General features: G+C 59.8%; 18 protein-coding genes. 8 read left to right on the top strand and 10 right to left on the bottom strand.

All coding sequences use genetic code 11. The features are described from left to right. Nucleotides 1–168 precede the first annotated feature (168 nt). Both NG895_RS27210 and NG895_RS27205 read left to right on the top strand, forming a co-directional pair. Nucleotides 169–1,539 (top strand): YeiH family protein, encoded by a 1,371-nt coding sequence (locus tag NG895_RS27210; RefSeq protein ID WP_252855721.1) that lies wholly within the window; start codon nucleotides 169–171, stop codon nucleotides 1,537–1,539. A 12-nt stretch (nucleotides 1,540–1,551) separates the two neighbouring features. Then, nucleotides 1,552–1,761, top strand: a complete 210-nt coding sequence (locus NG895_RS27205; RefSeq protein WP_252855720.1) for a hypothetical protein — start codon at nucleotides 1,552–1,554, stop codon at nucleotides 1,759–1,761. 17 nt (nucleotides 1,762–1,778) lie between these two features. Here the strand turns inward: NG895_RS27205 and NG895_RS27200 are convergent, their stop codons facing one another. From NG895_RS27200 to NG895_RS27155, 10 genes are all read right to left on the bottom strand, one after another. Continuing rightward, nucleotides 1,779–3,062: a thymidine phosphorylase gene (locus NG895_RS27200; RefSeq protein ID WP_252855719.1), complete on the bottom strand. Its 1,284-nt coding sequence runs from the start codon at nucleotides 3,060–3,062 to the stop codon at nucleotides 1,779–1,781. 58 nt (nucleotides 3,063–3,120) lie between these two features. Then, nucleotides 3,121–3,954 (bottom strand): purine-nucleoside phosphorylase, encoded by an 834-nt coding sequence (locus tag NG895_RS27195; RefSeq protein ID WP_252855718.1) that lies wholly within the window; start codon nucleotides 3,952–3,954, stop codon nucleotides 3,121–3,123. Then, a complete protein-coding gene (locus tag NG895_RS27190) occupies nucleotides 3,954–4,790 on the bottom strand; it encodes a purine-nucleoside phosphorylase (RefSeq protein WP_252855717.1) in 837 nt (278 codons plus the stop codon). The genes NG895_RS27195 and NG895_RS27190 overlap by 1 nt, the downstream gene beginning before the upstream one ends. A gap of 61 nt (nucleotides 4,791–4,851) precedes the next feature. Next, nucleotides 4,852–5,553, bottom strand: a complete 702-nt coding sequence (gene deoC, locus NG895_RS27185; protein ID WP_252855716.1) for a deoxyribose-phosphate aldolase — start codon at nucleotides 5,551–5,553, stop codon at nucleotides 4,852–4,854. Nucleotides 5,554–5,726: 173 nt separating this feature from the next. Then, the gene (locus tag NG895_RS27180) at nucleotides 5,727–6,770 is read right to left on the bottom strand and encodes an endonuclease/exonuclease/phosphatase family protein (protein WP_252855715.1); all 1,044 of its coding nucleotides are present in this window, start codon (nucleotides 6,768–6,770) and stop codon (nucleotides 5,727–5,729) included. Between the two features lie 44 nt (nucleotides 6,771–6,814). Further along, complete coding sequence (locus tag NG895_RS27175) at nucleotides 6,815–7,240, bottom strand: outer membrane protein assembly factor BamD (RefSeq protein ID WP_252855714.1); 426 nt, start codon at nucleotides 7,238–7,240, stop codon at nucleotides 6,815–6,817. Beyond that, the gene (locus tag NG895_RS27170) at nucleotides 7,237–8,379 is read right to left on the bottom strand and encodes a DUF1559 domain-containing protein (RefSeq protein WP_252855713.1); all 1,143 of its coding nucleotides are present in this window, start codon (nucleotides 8,377–8,379) and stop codon (nucleotides 7,237–7,239) included. Before NG895_RS27170 ends, NG895_RS27175 begins: the two co-directional genes overlap by 4 nt. Before the next feature lie 248 nt (nucleotides 8,380–8,627). Next, nucleotides 8,628–10,376 (bottom strand): PEP-CTERM sorting domain-containing protein, encoded by a 1,749-nt coding sequence (locus NG895_RS27165; protein ID WP_252855712.1) that lies wholly within the window; start codon nucleotides 10,374–10,376, stop codon nucleotides 8,628–8,630. Between the two features lie 203 nt (nucleotides 10,377–10,579). After that, complete coding sequence (locus NG895_RS27160) at nucleotides 10,580–11,335, bottom strand: PEP-CTERM sorting domain-containing protein (protein ID WP_252855711.1); 756 nt, start codon at nucleotides 11,333–11,335, stop codon at nucleotides 10,580–10,582. A 240-nt stretch (nucleotides 11,336–11,575) separates the two neighbouring features. Beyond that, nucleotides 11,576–12,349 carry an AMP nucleosidase gene (locus NG895_RS27155; protein ID WP_252855710.1) on the bottom strand — a complete coding sequence of 258 codons (774 nt, stop codon included), beginning with the start codon at nucleotides 12,347–12,349 and terminating at the stop codon, nucleotides 11,576–11,578. 317 nt (nucleotides 12,350–12,666) lie between these two features. Here NG895_RS27155 and NG895_RS27150 point away from each other — a divergent pair, with 317 nt between their 5' ends. The 6 genes from NG895_RS27150 (at nucleotide 12,667) to NG895_RS27125 (ending at nucleotide 18,365) form a co-directional block, all read left to right on the top strand. Further along, nucleotides 12,667–13,380: a hypothetical protein gene (locus NG895_RS27150; RefSeq protein WP_252855709.1), complete on the top strand. Its 714-nt coding sequence runs from the start codon at nucleotides 12,667–12,669 to the stop codon at nucleotides 13,378–13,380. A 257-nt stretch (nucleotides 13,381–13,637) separates the two neighbouring features. Then, nucleotides 13,638–15,335 (top strand): GspE/PulE family protein, encoded by a 1,698-nt coding sequence (locus NG895_RS27145; protein ID WP_252855708.1) that lies wholly within the window; start codon nucleotides 13,638–13,640, stop codon nucleotides 15,333–15,335. Between the two features lie 86 nt (nucleotides 15,336–15,421). Then, a complete protein-coding gene (locus tag NG895_RS27140; protein ID WP_252855707.1) occupies nucleotides 15,422–16,633 on the top strand; it encodes a type II secretion system F family protein in 1,212 nt (403 codons plus the stop codon). Nucleotides 16,634–16,809: 176 nt separating this feature from the next. After that, on the top strand, nucleotides 16,810–17,247 hold the full coding sequence (gspG, locus tag NG895_RS27135; protein WP_252855706.1) for a type II secretion system major pseudopilin GspG: 438 nt from the start codon (nucleotides 16,810–16,812) through the stop codon (nucleotides 17,245–17,247). Nucleotides 17,248–17,331: 84 nt separating this feature from the next. Continuing rightward, a complete protein-coding gene (locus NG895_RS27130) occupies nucleotides 17,332–17,883 on the top strand; it encodes a prepilin-type N-terminal cleavage/methylation domain-containing protein (RefSeq protein ID WP_252855705.1) in 552 nt (183 codons plus the stop codon). Beyond that, on the top strand, nucleotides 17,883–18,365 hold the full coding sequence (locus NG895_RS27125) for a type II secretion system protein (protein WP_252855704.1): 483 nt from the start codon (nucleotides 17,883–17,885) through the stop codon (nucleotides 18,363–18,365). The genes NG895_RS27130 and NG895_RS27125 overlap by 1 nt, the downstream gene beginning before the upstream one ends. The last annotated feature ends 7 nt before the right edge of the window (nucleotides 18,366–18,372 follow it).

Genomic DNA, 18,372 nt, shown 5'->3' with positions numbered 1-18,372 from the left:
TAGAAACCGCAAAACCGGTCCAAATTCGATTCCAGAGCTTCAGCGCCAGATTCCCGGGCTGTTCGCGCGCCCTTTCGTTGCTTATTCGCGTGCGACATACTCGCAATTCCCTGTGGTGCACCTCGCTGCACTCCCTCCCCTCCGATTCGTGCGTAAACAGCTCCGACGATGCCTTTTACATCCCCGCGGTCCGAATCTTCCCCTCCACCACTCTCCCCCTACCTGGCCCAGGACGACTGGCTCGCTATCTGGCTCGGCGCCATCGTGCTGTCGGTGTCGCTGGTGTTGGTGGCCTGGTTCGGCAACGATGTGGGGCAGTTCGTCGCCAAGCCTGGTGGCTGGCGGGAGTCGCCCGTTGCCGCTCTGATTCCCACGTCGGCGGGCGTGCTCCACTCGCCTCTGGTTGGTTCCCTGGTTGTGGGTGGGGCGCTGTGCCTGTTGTTTGCGGTAGCCCAACGAATCCGTGGCGAGCGCGTGGCAAGCTTCGTGCCGGCCTTTGCCGTGATCTTCTTGCTTGCTCTGATGTCGTTTGTGCTGGCCGGGCACGAGGTAGTGAAGGCATACAACTTGGAGTACGCGTTGTGGGCCTTGATGGTCGGGTTGATCATTAGCAACACGATTGGCACGCCGCGTTTCTTGCGCCCCGCAGTTCTTACCGAGTTCTACATCAAGACGGGCCTCGTGCTGCTGGGTGCCGAAGTGCTGATGAGCCGCCTGGTGGCGCTCGGTCTTCCCGGAATTGGCGTGGCCTGGGTGGTAACGCCCATCGTGCTGATCACTACCTATTGGTTCGGCCAGCGGGTACTGAAGATGCCATCGCGCACGCTCAACATGGTGATCTCCGCCGATATGTCGGTGTGCGGCGTCTCGGCCGCCATCGCTACGGCCGCCGCTTGCCGGGCCAAGAAGGAAGAACTGTCGCTGGCCATCAGTCTGTCGCTTACGTTCACCGTAGTGATGATGGCCGTGTTGCCGATGGTGATTCAGGCTATTGGCCTCGACCCGTACGTGGGTGGAGCCTGGCTGGGCGGCACAATCGATTCCACCGGCGCCGTGGCTGCGGCCGGCGCGGCGCTCGGCGACACCGCACTCGAAGTGGCCGCCACGGTAAAGATGATTCAGAACATCCTGATCGGCGTTACCGCGTTTTGCGTGGCGGTTTACTGGACCACACGAGTCGACGCCAGCCGCACTGGCGAACGCGTGGGGGCGGGGGAAATCTGGCGACGCTTTCCCAAATTCGTACTCGGCTTCCTGGCCGCTTCGATCGTGTTCTCAGTGCTGCACGCCTTCGTCCCTGGTGGAGCCGAACTCACCGAGGCGATGATCAAAACCGCCACCAAAACCTGTCGCAGTTGGTTGTTCTGTCTGGCGTTTGTATGCATCGGCCTGGAGACCAACTTCCGCCAGTTGCTGCCCCAGCTAAAAGGGGGCAAGCCACTCGCCCTGTACGTGTGCGGCCAATCGCTGAACCTGTGCCTGACGCTGCTGATGGCCTGGCTGATGTTCGGAGTCCTGTTCCCTCCCAACGGCAACTAATCGCGCACCGCCATGAACCACCGGCGCCAACCTGTGCTGCAACTCATCGCCTGCCTGGCAACCATAGCCATCGTGTGGTGCGTGCTGCTTCCGCGTCTGAGCCGGCAACCAAGCGTCGAGCAACGCCTTGACTGGCTGGCGGCCGAGCGGATTGATCCGAGCGCAATGTTCTACACGGAACTGGAGCGAATGCCGGAACTGATGCCCGAGGGTGTCGAGTAGCCCGCTGCAGGTGGCAGCTACTCCACCCGCTCGACGATCAGCCTGGGAGCAGCAGCGGCCTGACGGCCCAGTTGAATGGCCGCGGTGACCATCTCCATCGCCTGTGGCGCCTGATCGGCCCTCGCAAAGAGGTGGGCCAGCGGCTGTCCCACTTCGATGCGATCGCCGAGGCGCACCAGCATCTCGAGCCCAACCGATAGGTCGAGCACGTCTCCCTGCTGACGTCGGCCACCTCCCAGTTCGATGATCGCCCGGCCCAGCATCTGCGTGTCGATAGCGGTAACGTAACCTTCGCTGGGACTCACCACTTCCTGAGGTGGCGCAACCGGCCGTGGGGCATCGAGGTCACCTCCCTGGGCGACGACCATCTCACGGAATTTTGCCAGCGCCGATCCATCGTCGATGGTCGACTGCAGTGTGGTCGTGGCCGCGGCAAGGTCCGCGGCCTTGCCGGTCATTACCAGTAGTTCGGCGCCCAGGGCGAGCGTCACGTCCATCAGGTCGGCTGGCCCGTTGCCCTCAAGCGAGGCGACCGATTCGTCCACCTCCACGGCGTTGCCTGCCATGCACCCCAGTGGCTGATTCATGTCGGTCACTAGGGCCACGGTTGCCACGCCCATCTGCTTGCCGGTGTCGACCAGCGAACGGGCCAATTCCTGCGCATCCCAAAGCGTCTTCATGAACGCACCACTACCGTGCTTCACGTCCAGCACCAGCGCGTCGAGTCCTTCGGCCAGCTTCTTACTCATGATACTGGCGGTGATCAGCGGAATCGACTCGACCGTGGCGGTCACGTCGCGCAGCGCGTACAGCCGCCGGTCGGCGGGTACCAACTCGGCCGTCGCGCCGTTGATCACGCAGCCCACACGGTCGACCACCTCGCGCATCTCGTCAAGCGACAGATCGGTGCGAAAGCCAGCAATCGACTCCAGCTTATCAAGCGTTCCGCCCGTCGCCCCCAGTCCGCGGCCGGAGATCATCGGCACCCGCAAGTCGCAGCAGGCGAGCATCGCCGCCAGCGGCAGTGACACCTTGTCGCCAATGCCGCCGGTGGAGTGCTTGTCGACCTCCGGTTGCAGCGAGCCAGGCCAGTCGAGCGTCACGCCCGAGTGCAGCATGTGCCGTGTTAGCGACGCCGTTTCGGCGACTGTCATCCCGCGGCAGCAAACCGCCATGGCGAAGGCCGACATCTGGTAATCAGCCACTTCGCCGGCCACGAATCCGCGGACCAGATCGGCAATCTCGCCATCGGCCAGTTCGCCGCCATCTCGTTTCTTGGCAATCAGGAAGGTGGGGTTCATCGTGAGCCTACGGCGCTGGCCGCGGGTGGAGTATGTGAAGATGATGAGGTCAGCGGAACTAAACAGGCTCCGCCATTTCGCCGACAATCCCCTCGACGATGGTCGTCAGTTTGTCCGCAGCCGATGCGGCCGCAGCGACGACTTCTTCGCCGCTGGTTTCGCCAAGCTGGTCGGGACAGCAGGCATTGGTCACCGTCGATAGGCCCAGCACCCGCATGCCTAGTTGCGCGGCCACGATGACTTCGGGTACGGTCGACATGCCAACCACGTCGCCTCCCAGACGGCGGACCATGCGGTACTCGGCGCGGGTTTCGTAAGTCGGTCCCAACATGCCTACATACACGCCACGGTGACAAACAAAATCGTGCCGCCGGGCGATGGCCAGAGCCTGGTCGCCGAACTCTCGATCGTACGGCGCGCACATGTCGGGCCAGCGCGGGCCGAGCCTGGGATCATTTTCGGCAACCAGCGGATTGCGGAACATCAGGTTCACGTGATCGTCGATCACCATGATGTCACCCACCTGGTACTGCGGATTGATCCCTCCCGCAGCGTTGGACACCACCAGGACGCTGGCGCCCAAAGCGTTCATCACTCGCACGGGGAAAGCGACTCGATCGGCCGGGTGGCCTTCGTACAGATGAAACCGCCCCTGCATGGCGATAACGGACACTCCGGCCAGGGCGCCACACACCAATCGGCCGGCGTGACCGATGGCGGTGGATTGCGGAAAGTGGGGAAGATCGGCGTAGTCGATTGCCGTGGCCTCCTCGATTCGATCGGCCAGCCCACCGAGCCCCGAACCAAGAATGATGCCGACTTTCGGCGCAATGGGCCAATGGTCTTCAATCGCGGCAGCGACGGTAGCGACATGTGCGAACGTATCGGGCATCACACCCCCGTGTTGGCCAGATGTTCCAGTACCCCTTCGAACAGCGCCCGCAGCTTGGGCTCGGCGCTACCCGCCGTGGCAATAATCTTGTCGACGTTGGCCGGCTCCAATGCGTCCGGCAGGCACATGTCGGTGACCACGGCTACGCCAAACACACGCAGACCGCAATGCACGGCGACAATCACTTCGGGCACCGTCGACATGCCGACCACGTCCGCGCCGATCATCCGCAGGAAGCGATACTCGGCGCGCGTCTCGAGGCACGGACCGGTCACGGCCACGCTCACTCCCTTGTGCGCAACGAAGTTCTCACGACGGGCGATCTCCAGGGCGACCTCCATTAGCTCCTTATCGTATGGTGCCGACATGTCGGGAAATCGCGGGCCCAGGCGATCGTCGTTCACACCGACCAGCGGATTGTCGCCCATCAGGTTGATATGATCGTCCAGCACCATCACATCGCCCGGCTGGTAGTATGGGTTCATCCCACCTACGGCCTGGGAGACGCACAGCACATCGGCGCCCAAGGCCTGCATCACCCGCACCGGCAGCGTGATCTGCTTCAGCGGATAGCCCTCGTATTGATGAAACCGACCTTCCATTGCCACCACGGGCAGGCCCTTGAGGTTGCCGCACACCAATCGGCCGCGATGACTGGTGGCCGTGGACGTGGGGAAGTGGGGAATGTCGGCGTAGTCGAGCGATGCCTGTACTTCAATTTGGTCCGCCAGGCTTCCTAGCCCTGTGCCGAGAATCACTCCCGCTCGCGGGGTGGCATCCCAAGCATGGCGAATAGCGCCGACAGCATCCTGAATTTTGTCGTAAAGGTCGAGCATAGTGACGAATCAATCGTGATAGGAAAAACTGTGTCAAACGAATCTTGTCGGTCTGACAAGATTAGTAGTCCGAGTCGGCAGACGCGCCCGCGGCGATGGCCGCCGTGGAGCTGGTCCCCAAACGCGTGGCGCCGAGCTCGACAAACTTCAAGGCGTCGGCAAAGTTGCGCACGCCGCCGGAAGCCTTCACCTGCAGGGCATCGGAAGTGTGCTTCCGCATCAGCGCGACATCGGCGGTCGTGGCCCCGGTGCCCACCAGCTGTCCGTCGGCGTTCTTTTTATAGCCAAAACCGGTGGAGGTCTTCACGAAGGCCGCCTTCGCTTCCTCGCTCAACTCGCAGAGTTTGATCTTCTGCGGGTCGTCCAGCAAACCGGTTTCGAAGATCACCTTGGTGATCGATTCGTGTTCGGCGGCCGCTTCCACCACGGCGCGGATATCGGCCAGCACGTAATCCCAATCACCCGAGTAAACCTTGCCCAGGTTCACCACCATGTCCACCTCGCGGGCACCCAAGCTACAGGCCTCGATGGTTTCGGCCACCTTGGTGGTGGTGGACGTTCCGCCGTGGGGAAACCCGATCACGGTGCTCACCAGCACGGGGGAGTCTCGAAGTTCAATCCGCGCCAGTGGTACCTGCGATGGTTTGACGCAGATGCTGGCCACCTTCAGCTCGTCGCACAACTTGCAGGCATCGCGAACATCGGCGTCGTTTTGCGTCGGCTGCAATACGGCATGGTCGATCATCGAAACGATGTTGTTCATGGCACTGGACGCAAGGTTGAACGGGCGCGGAATGGTACACCGAGAAGAAGCGATTATAAGAGGCCGCGCGGCGAATGCCCAGGTAGCCGCGGGGCCGCAGGAGTTTGCGCATTCCGAGCCCCCACTCCCGGGTGTTTTACCAGGTGAGAGCCAAAGGTAAGTTGCAGATGCGGCTACTCGGCCGGCAGCTTCAGATCGACCACCACCGGGTAATGATCGGAGGTGTCGAGCGAGACACAGCGGGCGATGAACGCTTGCTCGACGTAGGGCATCAACTCGCTGGGAAGCAGGATATGGTCAATCATGGTGTAGACGTCTTGCGGGTCGCGGGCTCCGTTCTCGTTCCAGTCCCAATGCGACGTATAACGGTCGGCCACACGCGTGATTCGCTCGGCGACGTTCACTAACTCGGGGCCTGGCTTTTGCGCATCGTAGTCCTTCAGGTTGGCGATCACGTCTGTCACCGTCGAACGGGTGTCATCCCGATCTTCGACATCGGGGTCGTAATCGTTCAGGTCGCCCAGCACGATGGGCATGTAGCCGCGTTCGACGATTTCGCCACGAATGATCCGCCGGGCAACTTCCGCTTCAGCGGTGCGACGCGCGTTAGAATACTCGTCTTCGGGATTCGACTTGAGATGCAACCCAATGAAGCCGAGTTTCCGCCCCGCGACGGTGAAGAAGTAGACCGAATTCCGTGAGATCGACGCCGTGGAGGTCTGGCGACTGCCGCTATAGCCGGTGAACGAGAACGACTGCCGCCAGGTGGGATCATCGCCGCCGGAGAAATAAGTGCGGATGGCCTCGCCATCGACCACATCGGGCTCCAGCCGCGTGATCAGCGCCACGTCCATGCCGGTGAAGGAGTCGTTGCTGTCGACGTGATAGCCCTTGTAGTCGGTGAGCCCCTTCTCATGCAGGATCTCAATCAGCAGGTCGACCGACTCCTTACTGGTGGTCTCCGCCAGATTGAGAATATCGGGCCGCAGCACCTCGATTACGTCGGCCACGCGCTCATGGTGCTGCCGACGGGCAAAGTCGAACCGATACTTCTGCAGTTGCCCTGCCCTGCTCCCCGGGGCCATGAGGATCTCGGCATTGAAGGTCACAATGCGCAGCGGCGTAGGCTCAGCGGCTGGGGCGGATGTTGCCAGACACGCCAGGGCCGTGACCAACGAGGCGAACAGACAGCGAGTCGAATAGAAGCGGAGCATCATCGTAGTCAGACCTGAATGCAGAAGAATCGAAGGGGAGCAGCGGCCTAAGGGCCGAACTTTTTCACTTTTGGATTAAGCCGCTTCGCTTCCGACATCAGACGGCTCGCTTGACTCTTGTTTCCCTGCTTCGCTGCCAGAAAACTCTTGGCCGCCAGGACCTCGTCCATGTTCGTGGCACCTTGATCTAAGATATCGAAGTCGGCTTTGGCTTCGTCGTATTTAGCGAGTTGGATTGCCGCCACTGCGTGATATACCAGGGCTTCCGAGTACAGATCTGCATTCAACCCGCCTTGAGTCGCCTGAGAGAGCATTTCGTAGGCCTGATCGAACTGTCCCTGATCGAATGCTTCTTTACCACTCTCAAGTGCCGCTTCGGCAGACTTGCGAAGATCCGGATTTCCAGCGTCCCCCGAACACCCCGCACACGCGGCAAGTGTGGCGACTAAAATAGTTGCGATGGCTTGCTTCATTCGACTGCGTCGACTGTTTCGCCCCCGTTTCGTGACCCGGCAGCTCGCCACGCCACCAAGTCGACATCATTGGAAACGGTGGATACGTGTCCATCCGCAAAGCAGACATTCACCACTCCGGGATGCATACTGCGAGCACTCAGAATGGCATGTTCGCCGGGCGTATCGGCAATTGCACTGTAATTGCCGCAATCGCGACCAGACCAATTGGGAGGCGCCACGTGATTGTATTGCGTGTTGGAATATCCCGCGAATGGCCAGCCGTTGGAGAAATCGCTACCAGGTAGCCAACGTCCCGTGGAGGTGAAGTCGTAGGGACTGGCCGAAGTCCCGGCATTTTGACATCGTTGGAACATACCGGCAGGCGGGACCATCGAATCGGATCGACCCGGCATGGTGACCACATCTGCTTCGGTGGCTGGAGCTGATCCAGGATCGATGCCACTGCCTTTGGTTCGCTCGGCCACCATGGCCGTATTGGACAGTCCGTCCGTGAAGTCCTTTGCCTTCAGTCCGCGACCAATCGTGAAGGCGCCATTGCCACGACAGGACAAACCATCGCTGGTTTCCGCATCGATGTCGTCTTGATCACTCGACGACTTGGCACCACCGTACGGTGTGGAGCCGCCAAAATTAACTCGATAGTTGTTCTCGGACACCACGAACTCACCATTGGAATCCGTCGGACAAATAAAGATGTCTTCCGCGTTGGCGTAAGCGTCGTAGTTGATGTTGCCCGTCATCCGCAACGTCTGCGCCCTGCTGAAATCGATCAGGTCGTAGACATTGACGTTCTCAATATAGGGCAGGATGCGTACGTGTACGCTGTAGAAACCAGTTTCCTGGTCGGCCGTCTGCGACACGGAATTGTAGTTGGTGTAGCTGGAATTCTGCGTCCCGTTGGTGGCCCAATCGGGATAGTCACGACCTGGCGGAAACGTCTTCTTGGCGCTCTCGTAGTTGATGCACGCCAATCCAAAATTCTTCAGATTGTTAGTGCACTGCATTCGCCGGGCAGCTTCCCGCGCCGACTGAACCGCGGGGAGCAGCAAAGCAACCAAGATTCCGATGATGGCGATTACCACCAGAAGTTCGACGAGCGTGAATGCACGAAACCTTTGCACTTGGGCGGTTCTCATGAATGCTCCACAGACCTTTGCCGTGACGGTTTGGCCTTCCTGACTAATGCGAAATGGGGGAGAGTACCGCCGAACTCCAAGACAGCATAATAGCGACATTGTGAGTGTCAGTAAACAATTAGACGTCAAGCTTCTCGACTTACACGTTCCGTTAGAACCCATTTCAGCAGAAACGCGGCGTGGAAACCGTAGATCGGGCTCCACGCCGCGCTGTGCTTGATCAATCTAGTCAGAATCTCTGACCGATATCAGCGTTTCCGCCAAACCAGTCCAAGCGCGATCGCCGCCAGGCCTGCCAGGGCCAACGAGCCCGGTTCGGGCACCGCGGCCGAGCCCAACGTCCCCGGAGCGACGGCAGCAAAGAAGCCGGGACTACCGACATCGCCCGCGCGGTAGTCCGCCACCGAACCAGTGAGCGCATTCGACAGATAGGCGATTCCAGGTCCATCTGGCGGTCCAAAATCGTCGGACGAACGGAGCCAAAGCGAACCATCCGCCGGCTCAACAGCGCCACCAGACATGCCGAATTGCGACTTCCAAAGCAGGTAGTCGTCAGCGTCAACCAGACTGGCGCTGCCGCCCGTTTCTTCGCCATTCCCTCCCAGCACGTCGGGATCCGTCGAACCAAGGTTATTTCGCCAGACTACGTAATCGGCAATGTCGACCACATCATCACCATTGAAGTCTCCCAGCAGCTGGAGCGCAGCACCGTTGTTACCGCCGGCGGCGCCCAGATCTGTGAGGTACAGAGAGCTTCCGCCGCCGGTGTCCGGCCACGGGTCAACTTGATCTTCGTAGGTCACCGATGCGGCGGCATTCACCACTGTTCGACCATCACCCGTCATGGGTTCAGCCTGGTAATCGGTCAAGGAACTCCACAAAGCGACCGTATCACCACCATTGCTTAGCGAGGTCCAGTCGGAGACCGGAATATAGTTGCCCGGCCCCCACATCGTCACCATGTCGGCGATCGTCACCAAGCCATCGTCGAACAGTACGGCGGTTGCACCATTTGCAACCGAACCGGAAGTCACATTCGCCGCTTCGAGGTCGGCGTCGTCATCGTCGTCGAAGATGTAGGGCGTTGCACCAAAATCGATGTTGCTGCCCGTATTATTGTAGACCTCAATCCACTCGAAATCATTGTTTCCGGCACCACCGCCTTGCCCTGGTCCCTCGCCCGGGTCGATCATCACTTCAGTGATTAGCAGTCCTGGGGCGGGTGTACCAGCGGGCACAACGTTGGGCGAAGCAAAGTCTTCGCCATTGATGCGTGCTCCGTCCGACAGGATCGTATCCACACTGGTCGATGCACCGTTGACTCCGTCCTCCGATACAATCCAGTTGCTTCCGTCGTTGATGTCGCCGTTGCCAGTCCACGTTATCGAGTGCCCATCGGTCACAGAGCCAGGAAAACCTGCCTCCGTGGTGTAGTTCAAGGATAGCTTTGCGTTATCGAATGATTCTGTGATTCGGTTGTCGTCCTCGTTCGTGGGCGAGTCGGCCTCCCAATCGGCGATCGTTTCCCAAAGACCTACCTGCCGAGCTGTGCCACTATTGTTCAACGATGGAAAGAAATCGACGGCGATTAGCGGTACCGTCGACGGCAAATTCCAACCCGCGCGGAAGCGGTCATCGTCGTAGTCATAGTTGAATCCACTATAGAGCACTGCCACGCTATTTCCGGATGCCGTGCCAGGGACGACTGTATTAGAGGAATCTCCACCTGAGCTCGTGCTCACGATGTTTGGTGGGATGGGCAGAGCAGAGCTGGGAACAAAGTTGCCGAAGTCGCGGAAAGTGTAGCCATCGAGATCGATATCGCTGGATCCCGTGTTACGTACTTCAACCCACTCGAACTTCGTTTGGTCGTTCCCGAGCGCGTTAAACAAGACCTCCGTGATCTGCAGGTTCTCCAATTGAGCATGTGCAGAACTTGCTCCAAGATTCAGCAGCAACAAAACAGCCGCCGCGGTCAAAAGACCTTTAGTGTTCATTTAGATTTTCCTCTCTGAATTTGTATCCGCTATCGTCCGCTGCGTATGTTAGCTTGGGGCTCTAGCAGTCATGAAACGCAGCATGAAGGCCACGCCAACGCAGAAGCGTGGCGTGGCCTTCAGCAGTATTCCGCAACAACTTGCGCGCAGGCCCCTGTTCCGCTGCCCAGAACAAGAGACTCACGCTACCGTCTGTACAGAAATCAGCCGAGGCGGCGGCGCATCGCAACGGCGCCAACGCCGGAGGCGGCCATCAAAGCCATCAGGATGCTGCTAGGCTCGGGAATCGCGGCTGCGTTGACAGTGCCAGGTGTGGCCGCGGTATCGGCCAACTCCTTCTCAGGGAAGGTGCTCTCTGTCAACCAGTCGGCTGCGGAATCAGTATCCACGCCGTTCGGGATGCGTTGTGCAGAATCAATCGCGAAGCCAGTACCATCACTGATGTCGGGGGCCCCGAAGTACACAAGGTCGCCCTCGCCATTATCAAGTGAGCCTACTGCGTCGATCAGATTTGCAGTGATGGCATTCACTGAAGCCTCGGTCAACTCGTCGTCATCCTCGGCATCAAAAGCAATATCGGCAGTGCGTACGAGAGCGTAGGTTTGACTGCCATTCTGCAGCGTATTAACGCCAAACGAGTAGTCCACATTAGGCGTGGTTCCACCACCAAGAACGAAGAAACCATCAGCGGGAATCGACTCAGTCGTGAAGTCAATCTGAACGGTAACGCGGTTGAAGTTCGATGAGGTGGTATTTCCGCTGGTATCGCCATCTACCACGATGAACGAGAGGCCGCTAAGGCTTTCGCCGGGTGATCCGTAGAGTTCAACAAACTCGGCGTCATCACCACCATCATCGTCCGCGAAGAACTCGTTGATAACAGCGCCATAGCAAGGTGACTGCAATGCGACGCCGAGAATAAGCGACGCTAGAAATGCTGCACTAAAGCAATACCTCATTAGACCGATACTCCTCTCCGACAGGCGGATGCCTGCCACTAAATCAGAACCAAAGTTGCATTCCGCCCGTGGCTGCGCTTACGTCGCGCATAACAATCACAGTGTTTTCCACACAATCCGCCCGACACATACTACCCAACCACCACTGCATCGCCAGTGCTTTAAAGAAATTTCTCGCGATTTTCACTAATATCCACGCACCTGGGGTCACGGTAGGCGGGGGGGAAACCACGGTTGCTATCAGTACCTAAAGTGTTTGATAGCCTCGCCTTTCTCGTCGATCTCGGTCAGCGACTCGATACCGATATCGAGATGGACGCTCGACCAATCTCGGGAAACCGCGGCGTCGCTGCGAGACGTTTTCACCCCCTCGGGGGTCATTGGCAGATCGGACACCAACAGCAGCGCGCCGCGGGCGATGTGGTTGCGGTGGCCGACGGCAAAGATGGTGGCGGTTTCCATGTCGATGGCGATGGTCGAGTACTCTCGCAGTTGCTCTTTAAAAGCCTGGTCGTGTTCCCACACGCGGCGGTTGGTGGTGTGCACCACGCCGGTGCGATACTCGAGGCCATGCTCGACCAACTTCTGGGAAACGAATTTGTGCAGCTTGAACGATGGCAGGGCTGGCACCAGCGGGGGCAGATAGTCGTCCGAGGTACCCTCGCCGCGGATGGCACCAATCGGAAGGATGAAGTGCCCAATCTCGGTCGAGTCCTTTAGACCGCCACATTTGCCCAGAAATAGCACCCCTTTTGGCTCATAGGCGGTCAGCAGATCCATGATGGTGGCCGCGTTGGGAGAGCCAATGCCAAAATTGACAATCGTCAGCCCCGCCGAGTTGGTCGACGCCTGCATGGGGCGGTCGTCGCCATGGACCGTCGAGCCAAATCGCTCCGCGAACCGCCGGACGTACTCCCGAAAGTTCGTCAGCAGGACATAGTCGCCGAACTCGCTAAGCGGCATACCGGTATAGCGGGTGAGCCAGTCGCGGGCGATGGTCTGCTTGTTGAGCATGGCACAGCGAGAGGGAAAGAATCCGTGAGACAGGCAATCCATTAACGCTTTTGGTGACAACAACTTACGCCGATTCGTCGGCCCTGGCAAGGGAAGCCGCCTGGTGGTGCACTCCACTTTGCCAGCAAGTCCGCTGTGGCGGCCGAAACCACTTGCCCGCCATGGGGTTAGATAAACTGCGGTACCGGTACGGGCGAATCGCCCGGGTTTGGTGGTACCCTAGCGGACGGCGCCCGCCGGACCGAATCGAATACACCCCGGCGGCCGCAAGGCTGGCGGATCGCGTTACACCTCCTATCATCATCGGAGACACTCAGATGACCTCAAACCGAATCTTTTCCCTTTCGCTGCTGGCCCTGGCGGTCTTGGCAGCCTGCTCGGCGGACGTGCTCGCCCAGCCAGGCGGTGGCCGCGGTAGATTTGGTGGCCCCGGCGGCGACGTCACTGGCCTGCTGCAATCGGACAACGTGCGGGCGGAGCTCGAGATCACCGACGACCAGCTCGCCGACCTCCAGTCCATGGGGGACGACCTCCGCAACGAAATGCGGTCGATGTTCGAAGGCATGCGGGACTTGTCGGATGAGGAACGCCGCGATCGTTTCCAGACAATGCGCGAGGATATGGAAGATATCCGGGCCGAAGCCGAAAGCCGGATGGGCAACATCTTGCTGCCCCACCAGATGGCGCGGTTGAAGGAAATCCAGCTCCAGCAGCAAATCCAGCGTGGCGGACTGCAAGGCGCCCTGCGGGGCCCATTGGCCGAAGAACTCGGCATTACCGATGCCCAGCGGGAAGAACTGATGGCCAAAGCCCAGGAGTTGCAGCAGGAGATGCAAGAAAAGATCGCTCAGCTGCGAAAAGATGCAGAGGAGGAGTTGATGCAAGTGCTGACTCCCGAGCAGCAATCGAAGCTGAAGTCCATGACCGGCTCCGAATTCGAAGTCGAGCAGCGGGGCTTCGGTCGCGGCGGCTTCGGTGGCCAGCAAGGTCCTGGCGGACGTGGCGGACGTGGCCGCCCGCAGGGCAACTAATCACTCAAGACTGCTGAGAAGCGAGCCGGGCCGTCCCCAGCCCTGGCTGAGCAGGCGAAATATTGCCCAAAGCCGCTGGTCGCAACAATTTGCGGCCAGAGGCTTGGGCGTTCATAATATCCAAACCTGGGAATTGATTGCTGCAACCCGGCGTCCAATTCGTGGGTACCTAACTTCGTGGCAACACGATCCCCCTCCCGGCGCTAACTGCCTTTGCGCCGTCCCCCTCCCTTCTGCAAACCCTCAGGCGCAACGACGTGGAAACTGGCGCACTACTAGTAAAACGTGGACTGCTGACCGCCGAACAGGTCGCCGAACTGAGTCAATCAGTCAATGGTGGACCCGAGCGTCTGGAAATGGCAGCTGTCGATCACGGCTGGGTGAACGAAGAGGACGTGCTCGAAGCGCTGGGCCAGGAAATCGGTGTCGACGTTATCGACCTGGAGCACACCGATGTCGACCTGAGTCTGCTGAACGAGTTTCCGCAGCGACTGATCCATCGCTTCGATTTGTTCCCAGTGCGTCGCGACAACGGCTCGATCGTGGTTGCCACGAACAACCCGTTCGACTTCTACGCCCTGGACGAACTGGCCAACCACACCGGCACGCACATCGAGCCCGTACTGGCCGAGCGTCGGCAGATTGCCGAACGCATCAAAAATCATCTGGGCGTGGGTAGCGAGACGGTCGAAGGGCTGTTGGCCGCGCGGCAGGACGAAATCCAACTGCTGGAGGAAATCGATGCCGACGACGCCGAGCTGGCCGCCGAGGCACAGGAAGCGTCGGTCGTCCGACTGGTGAACGAAATCCTGCTCGAAGCGGTTGAGACTCGCGCGAGCGACGTGCACATCGAGTCGCAAGGCGCCGGCATCAAGATTCGCTATCGTATCGACGGCATCCTGCATGCCCAGCCGGTGCCCCCGGAGATCAACCACTTCCACGCCGCGATCGTCAGCCGTTTGAAGATCATGGCGCGGCTGAACATCGCCGAAAAGCGATTGCCGCAGGACGGTCGTATCAAGCTCCGCGTCGCCGGCCGCGAGGTCGATGTACGTGTGAGCGTGATTCCAATGATTCATGGCGAAAGCATCGTCATGCGTCTATTGGACAAAGGGTCGATGGAGTTCTCGCTCACCAAGCTCGGCATGGGCGCCGAAATGTACGGCAGCTTTGGTCAGTACATCCGCATTCCGCACGGTATCGTACTGGTGACTGGTCCCACGGGTTCTGGTAAGACGACCACGCTCTACAGCTCGCTGCTGGAGATCAAGAGCGAAGACACCAAGATCATCACCACCGAAGACCCGGTGGAATATCAACTGGACGGCATCAACCAGATTCAGGTCCATCCGAAAATCGGACTGACGTTCGCCGCCTCGCTGCGGTCTATCTTGCGTCACGACCCCGACGTGGTACTGGTGGGCGAAATCCGCGATCACGAAACGGCGGAGAACGCCATCCAAGCCGCGCTCACCGGTCACCTGGTGTTTAGTACGCTGCACACCAACGACGCTCCCAGCGCTTACACACGTTTGGTCGACATGGGCATCGAGCCGTTCCTGGTAGCCAGTACCATCGAAGCGGTCATGGCCCAGCGGCTGGTGCGGCGACTGTGCCCGGAGTGCAAAGAGGCCTACACGCCGGATCGTGGCGACCTGCCGAAGGACTTCCCTTGGGACGATTTCCAGGAGGCCGGCGGCAAGTTGTATCATCCGCGCGGCTGCCGCAAGTGCCGCGAAATCGGTTACGCCGGCCGCCAAGGCATATACGAACTGTGCCCCACCACCGACTCGGTCCGCCAACTGGCTCACGACCGCGCCAGCAGTTGGGAAATCCGCCAGGCCGCCCTGAAAGACGGCATGCACACTCTGCGACAGGATGCCTGGAAGAAAGCCCTGGGGGGCAGCACCACCGTAGAAGAGGTGCTGCGCGTCACCAAGGGAGACATGATTTAGAGCGACGCCTCCGCTACCTCCGAAGAAAACCAGCCAACAGCACTGTTACCCATTCCCACACCCTCTGATCCGCGCCCCCTCCCCTCATGCCCGACTTCGCTTACATCGCCCGAAACTTGAGTGGCCAGCGTGTGGAAGGCACATTGGCGGCGGGCAGCGAGCGCGAGGCGCTCACCCAACTCGCGGGGCGGGACTTGTTCCCGGTACAGGTCTCGGCAGACAAGAAGGCAATCGCCGCCGGAACGGGTGACGAAGCCATCAAAGTACCCGGACGGGTCGTGGCTCCGGTTTACTCTCAGCTTGCAGCCCTGCTCCGTAGTGGCGTGCCGCTGTTGCGATCGCTGCAGGTAATTAGCGATCAAACGTCGCAGCCAAAACTCAAGGCCGTGCTCGGCGATGTGAAAAGCCGCGTGGAAGACGGGGCCACGTTGGCCGAAGCCATGGCGCACAACCCCAAGGCGTTCGACGAGCTGAGCATCAGCATCGTCCGCGCCGGTGGCGAAGGTGGCTTCCTGGAAGACGCGCTGGAGCGCGTCTCGGCGTTTGCCGAACAGCAAGGCGAATTGAAGAGCCGCGTGATGGGCGCGCTGGCCTACCCCATGGTGCTGTCGGTCATTGGTACGGGTATCGTCACGGCCCTGTTGGTGTTCGTCGTGCCCAGCTTCAAGGACCTGTTCGCCAACCTCGAACGCCAGGGGCAATTGCCGGCTGTGACTAGCGGGCTCTTGGCATTCAGCAGTTTCCTGCAAGACTATGGCATCTTCCTCGCCGTTGGATTGGTCCTAGTCGTCTTTCTGTTGCGGCGTCACTTTCAAACGCCGGCAGGCCGACGAGAACTCGACAAGATTAAACTCCGCATCCCCATGGCGGGTGACATCTATTTGAGCCTGGCCGTGGCACGGTTTTGTCGGGTGCTGGGAACCCTCCTGCGGGGTGGTGTGCCGATAGTCCGGTCGCTCGATATTTCGTCCGAATCCACGGGCAATAAAGTGCTGATGGACGCCGTGCAGAATGCTTCTGAGAACATCACCTCGGGACAAAGTCTGGCCGCTCCCCTGGGCGAAAGTGGCTACTTTCCCAAGAATGTCGTAGAAATGATTGCGGTCGCCGAACAGTCCAACAGCCTCGAAACGGTGTTAACTCAAGTAGCGGATACTCTTGAACGCCAAACCTGGCGCAAGCTGGACCTGGCCGTCCGACTGCTGGAACCGCTGCTGCTAGTGTTGCTGGCGGTAGTCGTGCTGATTGTGGTCCTGGCCTTGCTGCTGCCGGTCCTTAAAATGGGATCGACCGTATAAGAGGCAAATAACGAAAACCGTCCGACGAAAGACGAAAAGGAACCGTTCGCCGAAGTCGGTGGTTAAATAAGTAGAGCCCGAGGTCGAGGACGGCCCGGCAAGAGAAATAACTGGCCCCCCTACTCTGCTCATTAGGAGCAGCCCGCCTAAACTGATGGATAACAGGAGAGTTTAAGATGACTCACAAATCGCACAGAAGTCGTCGCCGTAGTAGCGCCGGTTTCACGCTGATCGAACTGCTGCTGGTGCTCGGCATCCTGGTGGTGCTCGGCGCCATGGCGGTGCAGATCTTCGGCGGTACTCGTGAAAAGGCGTTTGCAGACGCCGCCAAGGGCGACATCGGCACCCTGGAGAGCGCCATCGACCTGTACGAATGGCACATGAAGCGCTACCCCAGCGACCTCCAAGAGTTGGTCACGCGTCCTTCGGACGATGGCAACAACGATTGGGCTGGTCCGTACCTGAAGAAGAAGGACGTGACCAAGGACCCCTGGGGCAACGACTACAACATCGCCGTGCCCGGCAAGAAGAACTCGGACACCTACGACCTCTGGTCGGTGGGTCCCGATGGCCAGGATGGCACCGAAGACGATATTGGCAACTGGGAAAGCTGAGCCGCTCCCAGCAAAGACTATTGCGAGTTTTTGGCTAAGCCGCGGGCGGTTGCTTGCGGCTTAGCCCACATTTAGCGAGCTGTCATGTCCCCCCCGCGACCCGTTCGTTCCGCTTTCACCCTGATTGAGATCCTCCTGGTTCTCGCGCTGTTGGTGGTGATAGCGGGCTTCACGGTCATGACGCTCGACGCTTCGGTGTTGCGTTCCAAACTGCACAAAGGAGTCGACCAGGTTCGCACCGCCTGGGCCGATGGCAAGCATCAGTCGGTCGCCAGTGGCCAGCGAATGGTGTTTACCTGCGTGCTTGGCGGCCGCGAATTTCGCTTATCGCCGCTGGGGCAAATCGCCACGCCCGATCCAGACGCCCCGGTGACGGAGAACCCGCAACTGCCCGAAGGCATCGTGTTTCGCTCCCTCCAAGCGGCATCGCCCACCGCGCTCACGCAGCAAACCGGCTCTTACTACATCGACGAAGGACAATGGTCGCAGCCGGTGGTGTTCAATCCCGATGGCACATCTTACGACGCTGTGGTGGTGCTGGAAGAATCGAGCGGCAAGCAAATGCAGGTCACGCTCCGAGGCCTGACCTGTACGGCGAACGCGTCCGACGTGCCCAGCTTCCGGGAGACGCGATGATGACCGGCCACAACCAAGTCCGCTCAGCCAACCGCCACGCCTTCACCCTGCTGGAGGTGATTCTGGCCATCGCCATTTTGGCGATCTCACTGGGCTACATCGGCACCATCATCTCCCAGGCGTTTACCAACTCCGCAAACGCAGTCGACGGCTTGGAAGCCCGTATCGTGGGGCAAACCATCATCGACCAACTGAAGTGCGGGTCGATGCAAATCGAAAATGCCGGCCCGATGCAACTGTCGGACACCGAAGCGCTCGAAGACTGGCTGGTGCAAATCATGATCGAACCGACAACCGTCGAGCAACTGGTGCAGGTGCGTGTGCTGGTCGGACGCAAGCTGGATGGCACCGAGCATCCTGCGTGCGAGCTGGTCCGTTGGTTCCAGGACCCCGAGTACGCTGAACAGATGGCCGTAGCCGCCGCCAGCGCGGCAACAGCCGCCACGGCCGAGTCGTCGGGCTCGACCTCAACCTCCCAATAATCCCTCG

Source organism: Aeoliella straminimaris, from assembly GCF_024054565.1.
Classification (GTDB): domain Bacteria; phylum Planctomycetota; class Planctomycetia; order Pirellulales; family Lacipirellulaceae; genus Aeoliella; species Aeoliella straminimaris.
This window is presented reverse-complemented; position numbering and strand designations above follow the sequence as displayed.

Excerpts from the sequence above, each read along its gene's own strand:
- gspG (WP_252855706.1), top strand. The coding sequence starts at position 16,810 with ATGACTCACAAATCGCACAGAAGTCGTCGCCGTAGTAGCGCCGGTTTC.
- NG895_RS27200 (WP_252855719.1), bottom strand. The coding sequence starts at position 3,062 with ATGAACCCCACCTTCCTGATTGCCAAGAAACGAGATGGCGGCGAACTG.
- NG895_RS27140 (WP_252855707.1), top strand. The coding sequence starts at position 15,422 with ATGCCCGACTTCGCTTACATCGCCCGAAACTTGAGTGGCCAGCGTGTG.
- NG895_RS27155 (WP_252855710.1), bottom strand. The coding sequence starts at position 12,349 with ATGCTCAACAAGCAGACCATCGCCCGCGACTGGCTCACCCGCTATACC.
- NG895_RS27190 (WP_252855717.1), bottom strand. The coding sequence starts at position 4,790 with ATGCTCGACCTTTACGACAAAATTCAGGATGCTGTCGGCGCTATTCGC.
- deoC (WP_252855716.1), bottom strand. The coding sequence starts at position 5,553 with ATGAACAACATCGTTTCGATGATCGACCATGCCGTATTGCAGCCGACG.
- NG895_RS27175 (WP_252855714.1), bottom strand. The coding sequence starts at position 7,240 with ATGAAGCAAGCCATCGCAACTATTTTAGTCGCCACACTTGCCGCGTGT.
- NG895_RS27180 (WP_252855715.1), bottom strand. The coding sequence starts at position 6,770 with ATGATGCTCCGCTTCTATTCGACTCGCTGTCTGTTCGCCTCGTTGGTC.
- NG895_RS27150 (WP_252855709.1), top strand. The coding sequence starts at position 12,667 with ATGACCTCAAACCGAATCTTTTCCCTTTCGCTGCTGGCCCTGGCGGTC.
- NG895_RS27130 (WP_252855705.1), top strand. The coding sequence starts at position 17,332 with ATGTCCCCCCCGCGACCCGTTCGTTCCGCTTTCACCCTGATTGAGATC.
- NG895_RS27160 (WP_252855711.1), bottom strand. The coding sequence starts at position 11,335 with ATGAGGTATTGCTTTAGTGCAGCATTTCTAGCGTCGCTTATTCTCGGC.
- NG895_RS27195 (WP_252855718.1), bottom strand. The coding sequence starts at position 3,954 with ATGCCCGATACGTTCGCACATGTCGCTACCGTCGCTGCCGCGATTGAA.
- NG895_RS27170 (WP_252855713.1), bottom strand. The coding sequence starts at position 8,379 with ATGAGAACCGCCCAAGTGCAAAGGTTTCGTGCATTCACGCTCGTCGAA.
- NG895_RS27210 (WP_252855721.1), top strand. The coding sequence starts at position 169 with ATGCCTTTTACATCCCCGCGGTCCGAATCTTCCCCTCCACCACTCTCC.
- NG895_RS27165 (WP_252855712.1), bottom strand. The coding sequence starts at position 10,376 with ATGAACACTAAAGGTCTTTTGACCGCGGCGGCTGTTTTGTTGCTGCTG.
- NG895_RS27125 (WP_252855704.1), top strand. The coding sequence starts at position 17,883 with ATGACCGGCCACAACCAAGTCCGCTCAGCCAACCGCCACGCCTTCACC.
- NG895_RS27205 (WP_252855720.1), top strand. The coding sequence starts at position 1,552 with ATGAACCACCGGCGCCAACCTGTGCTGCAACTCATCGCCTGCCTGGCA.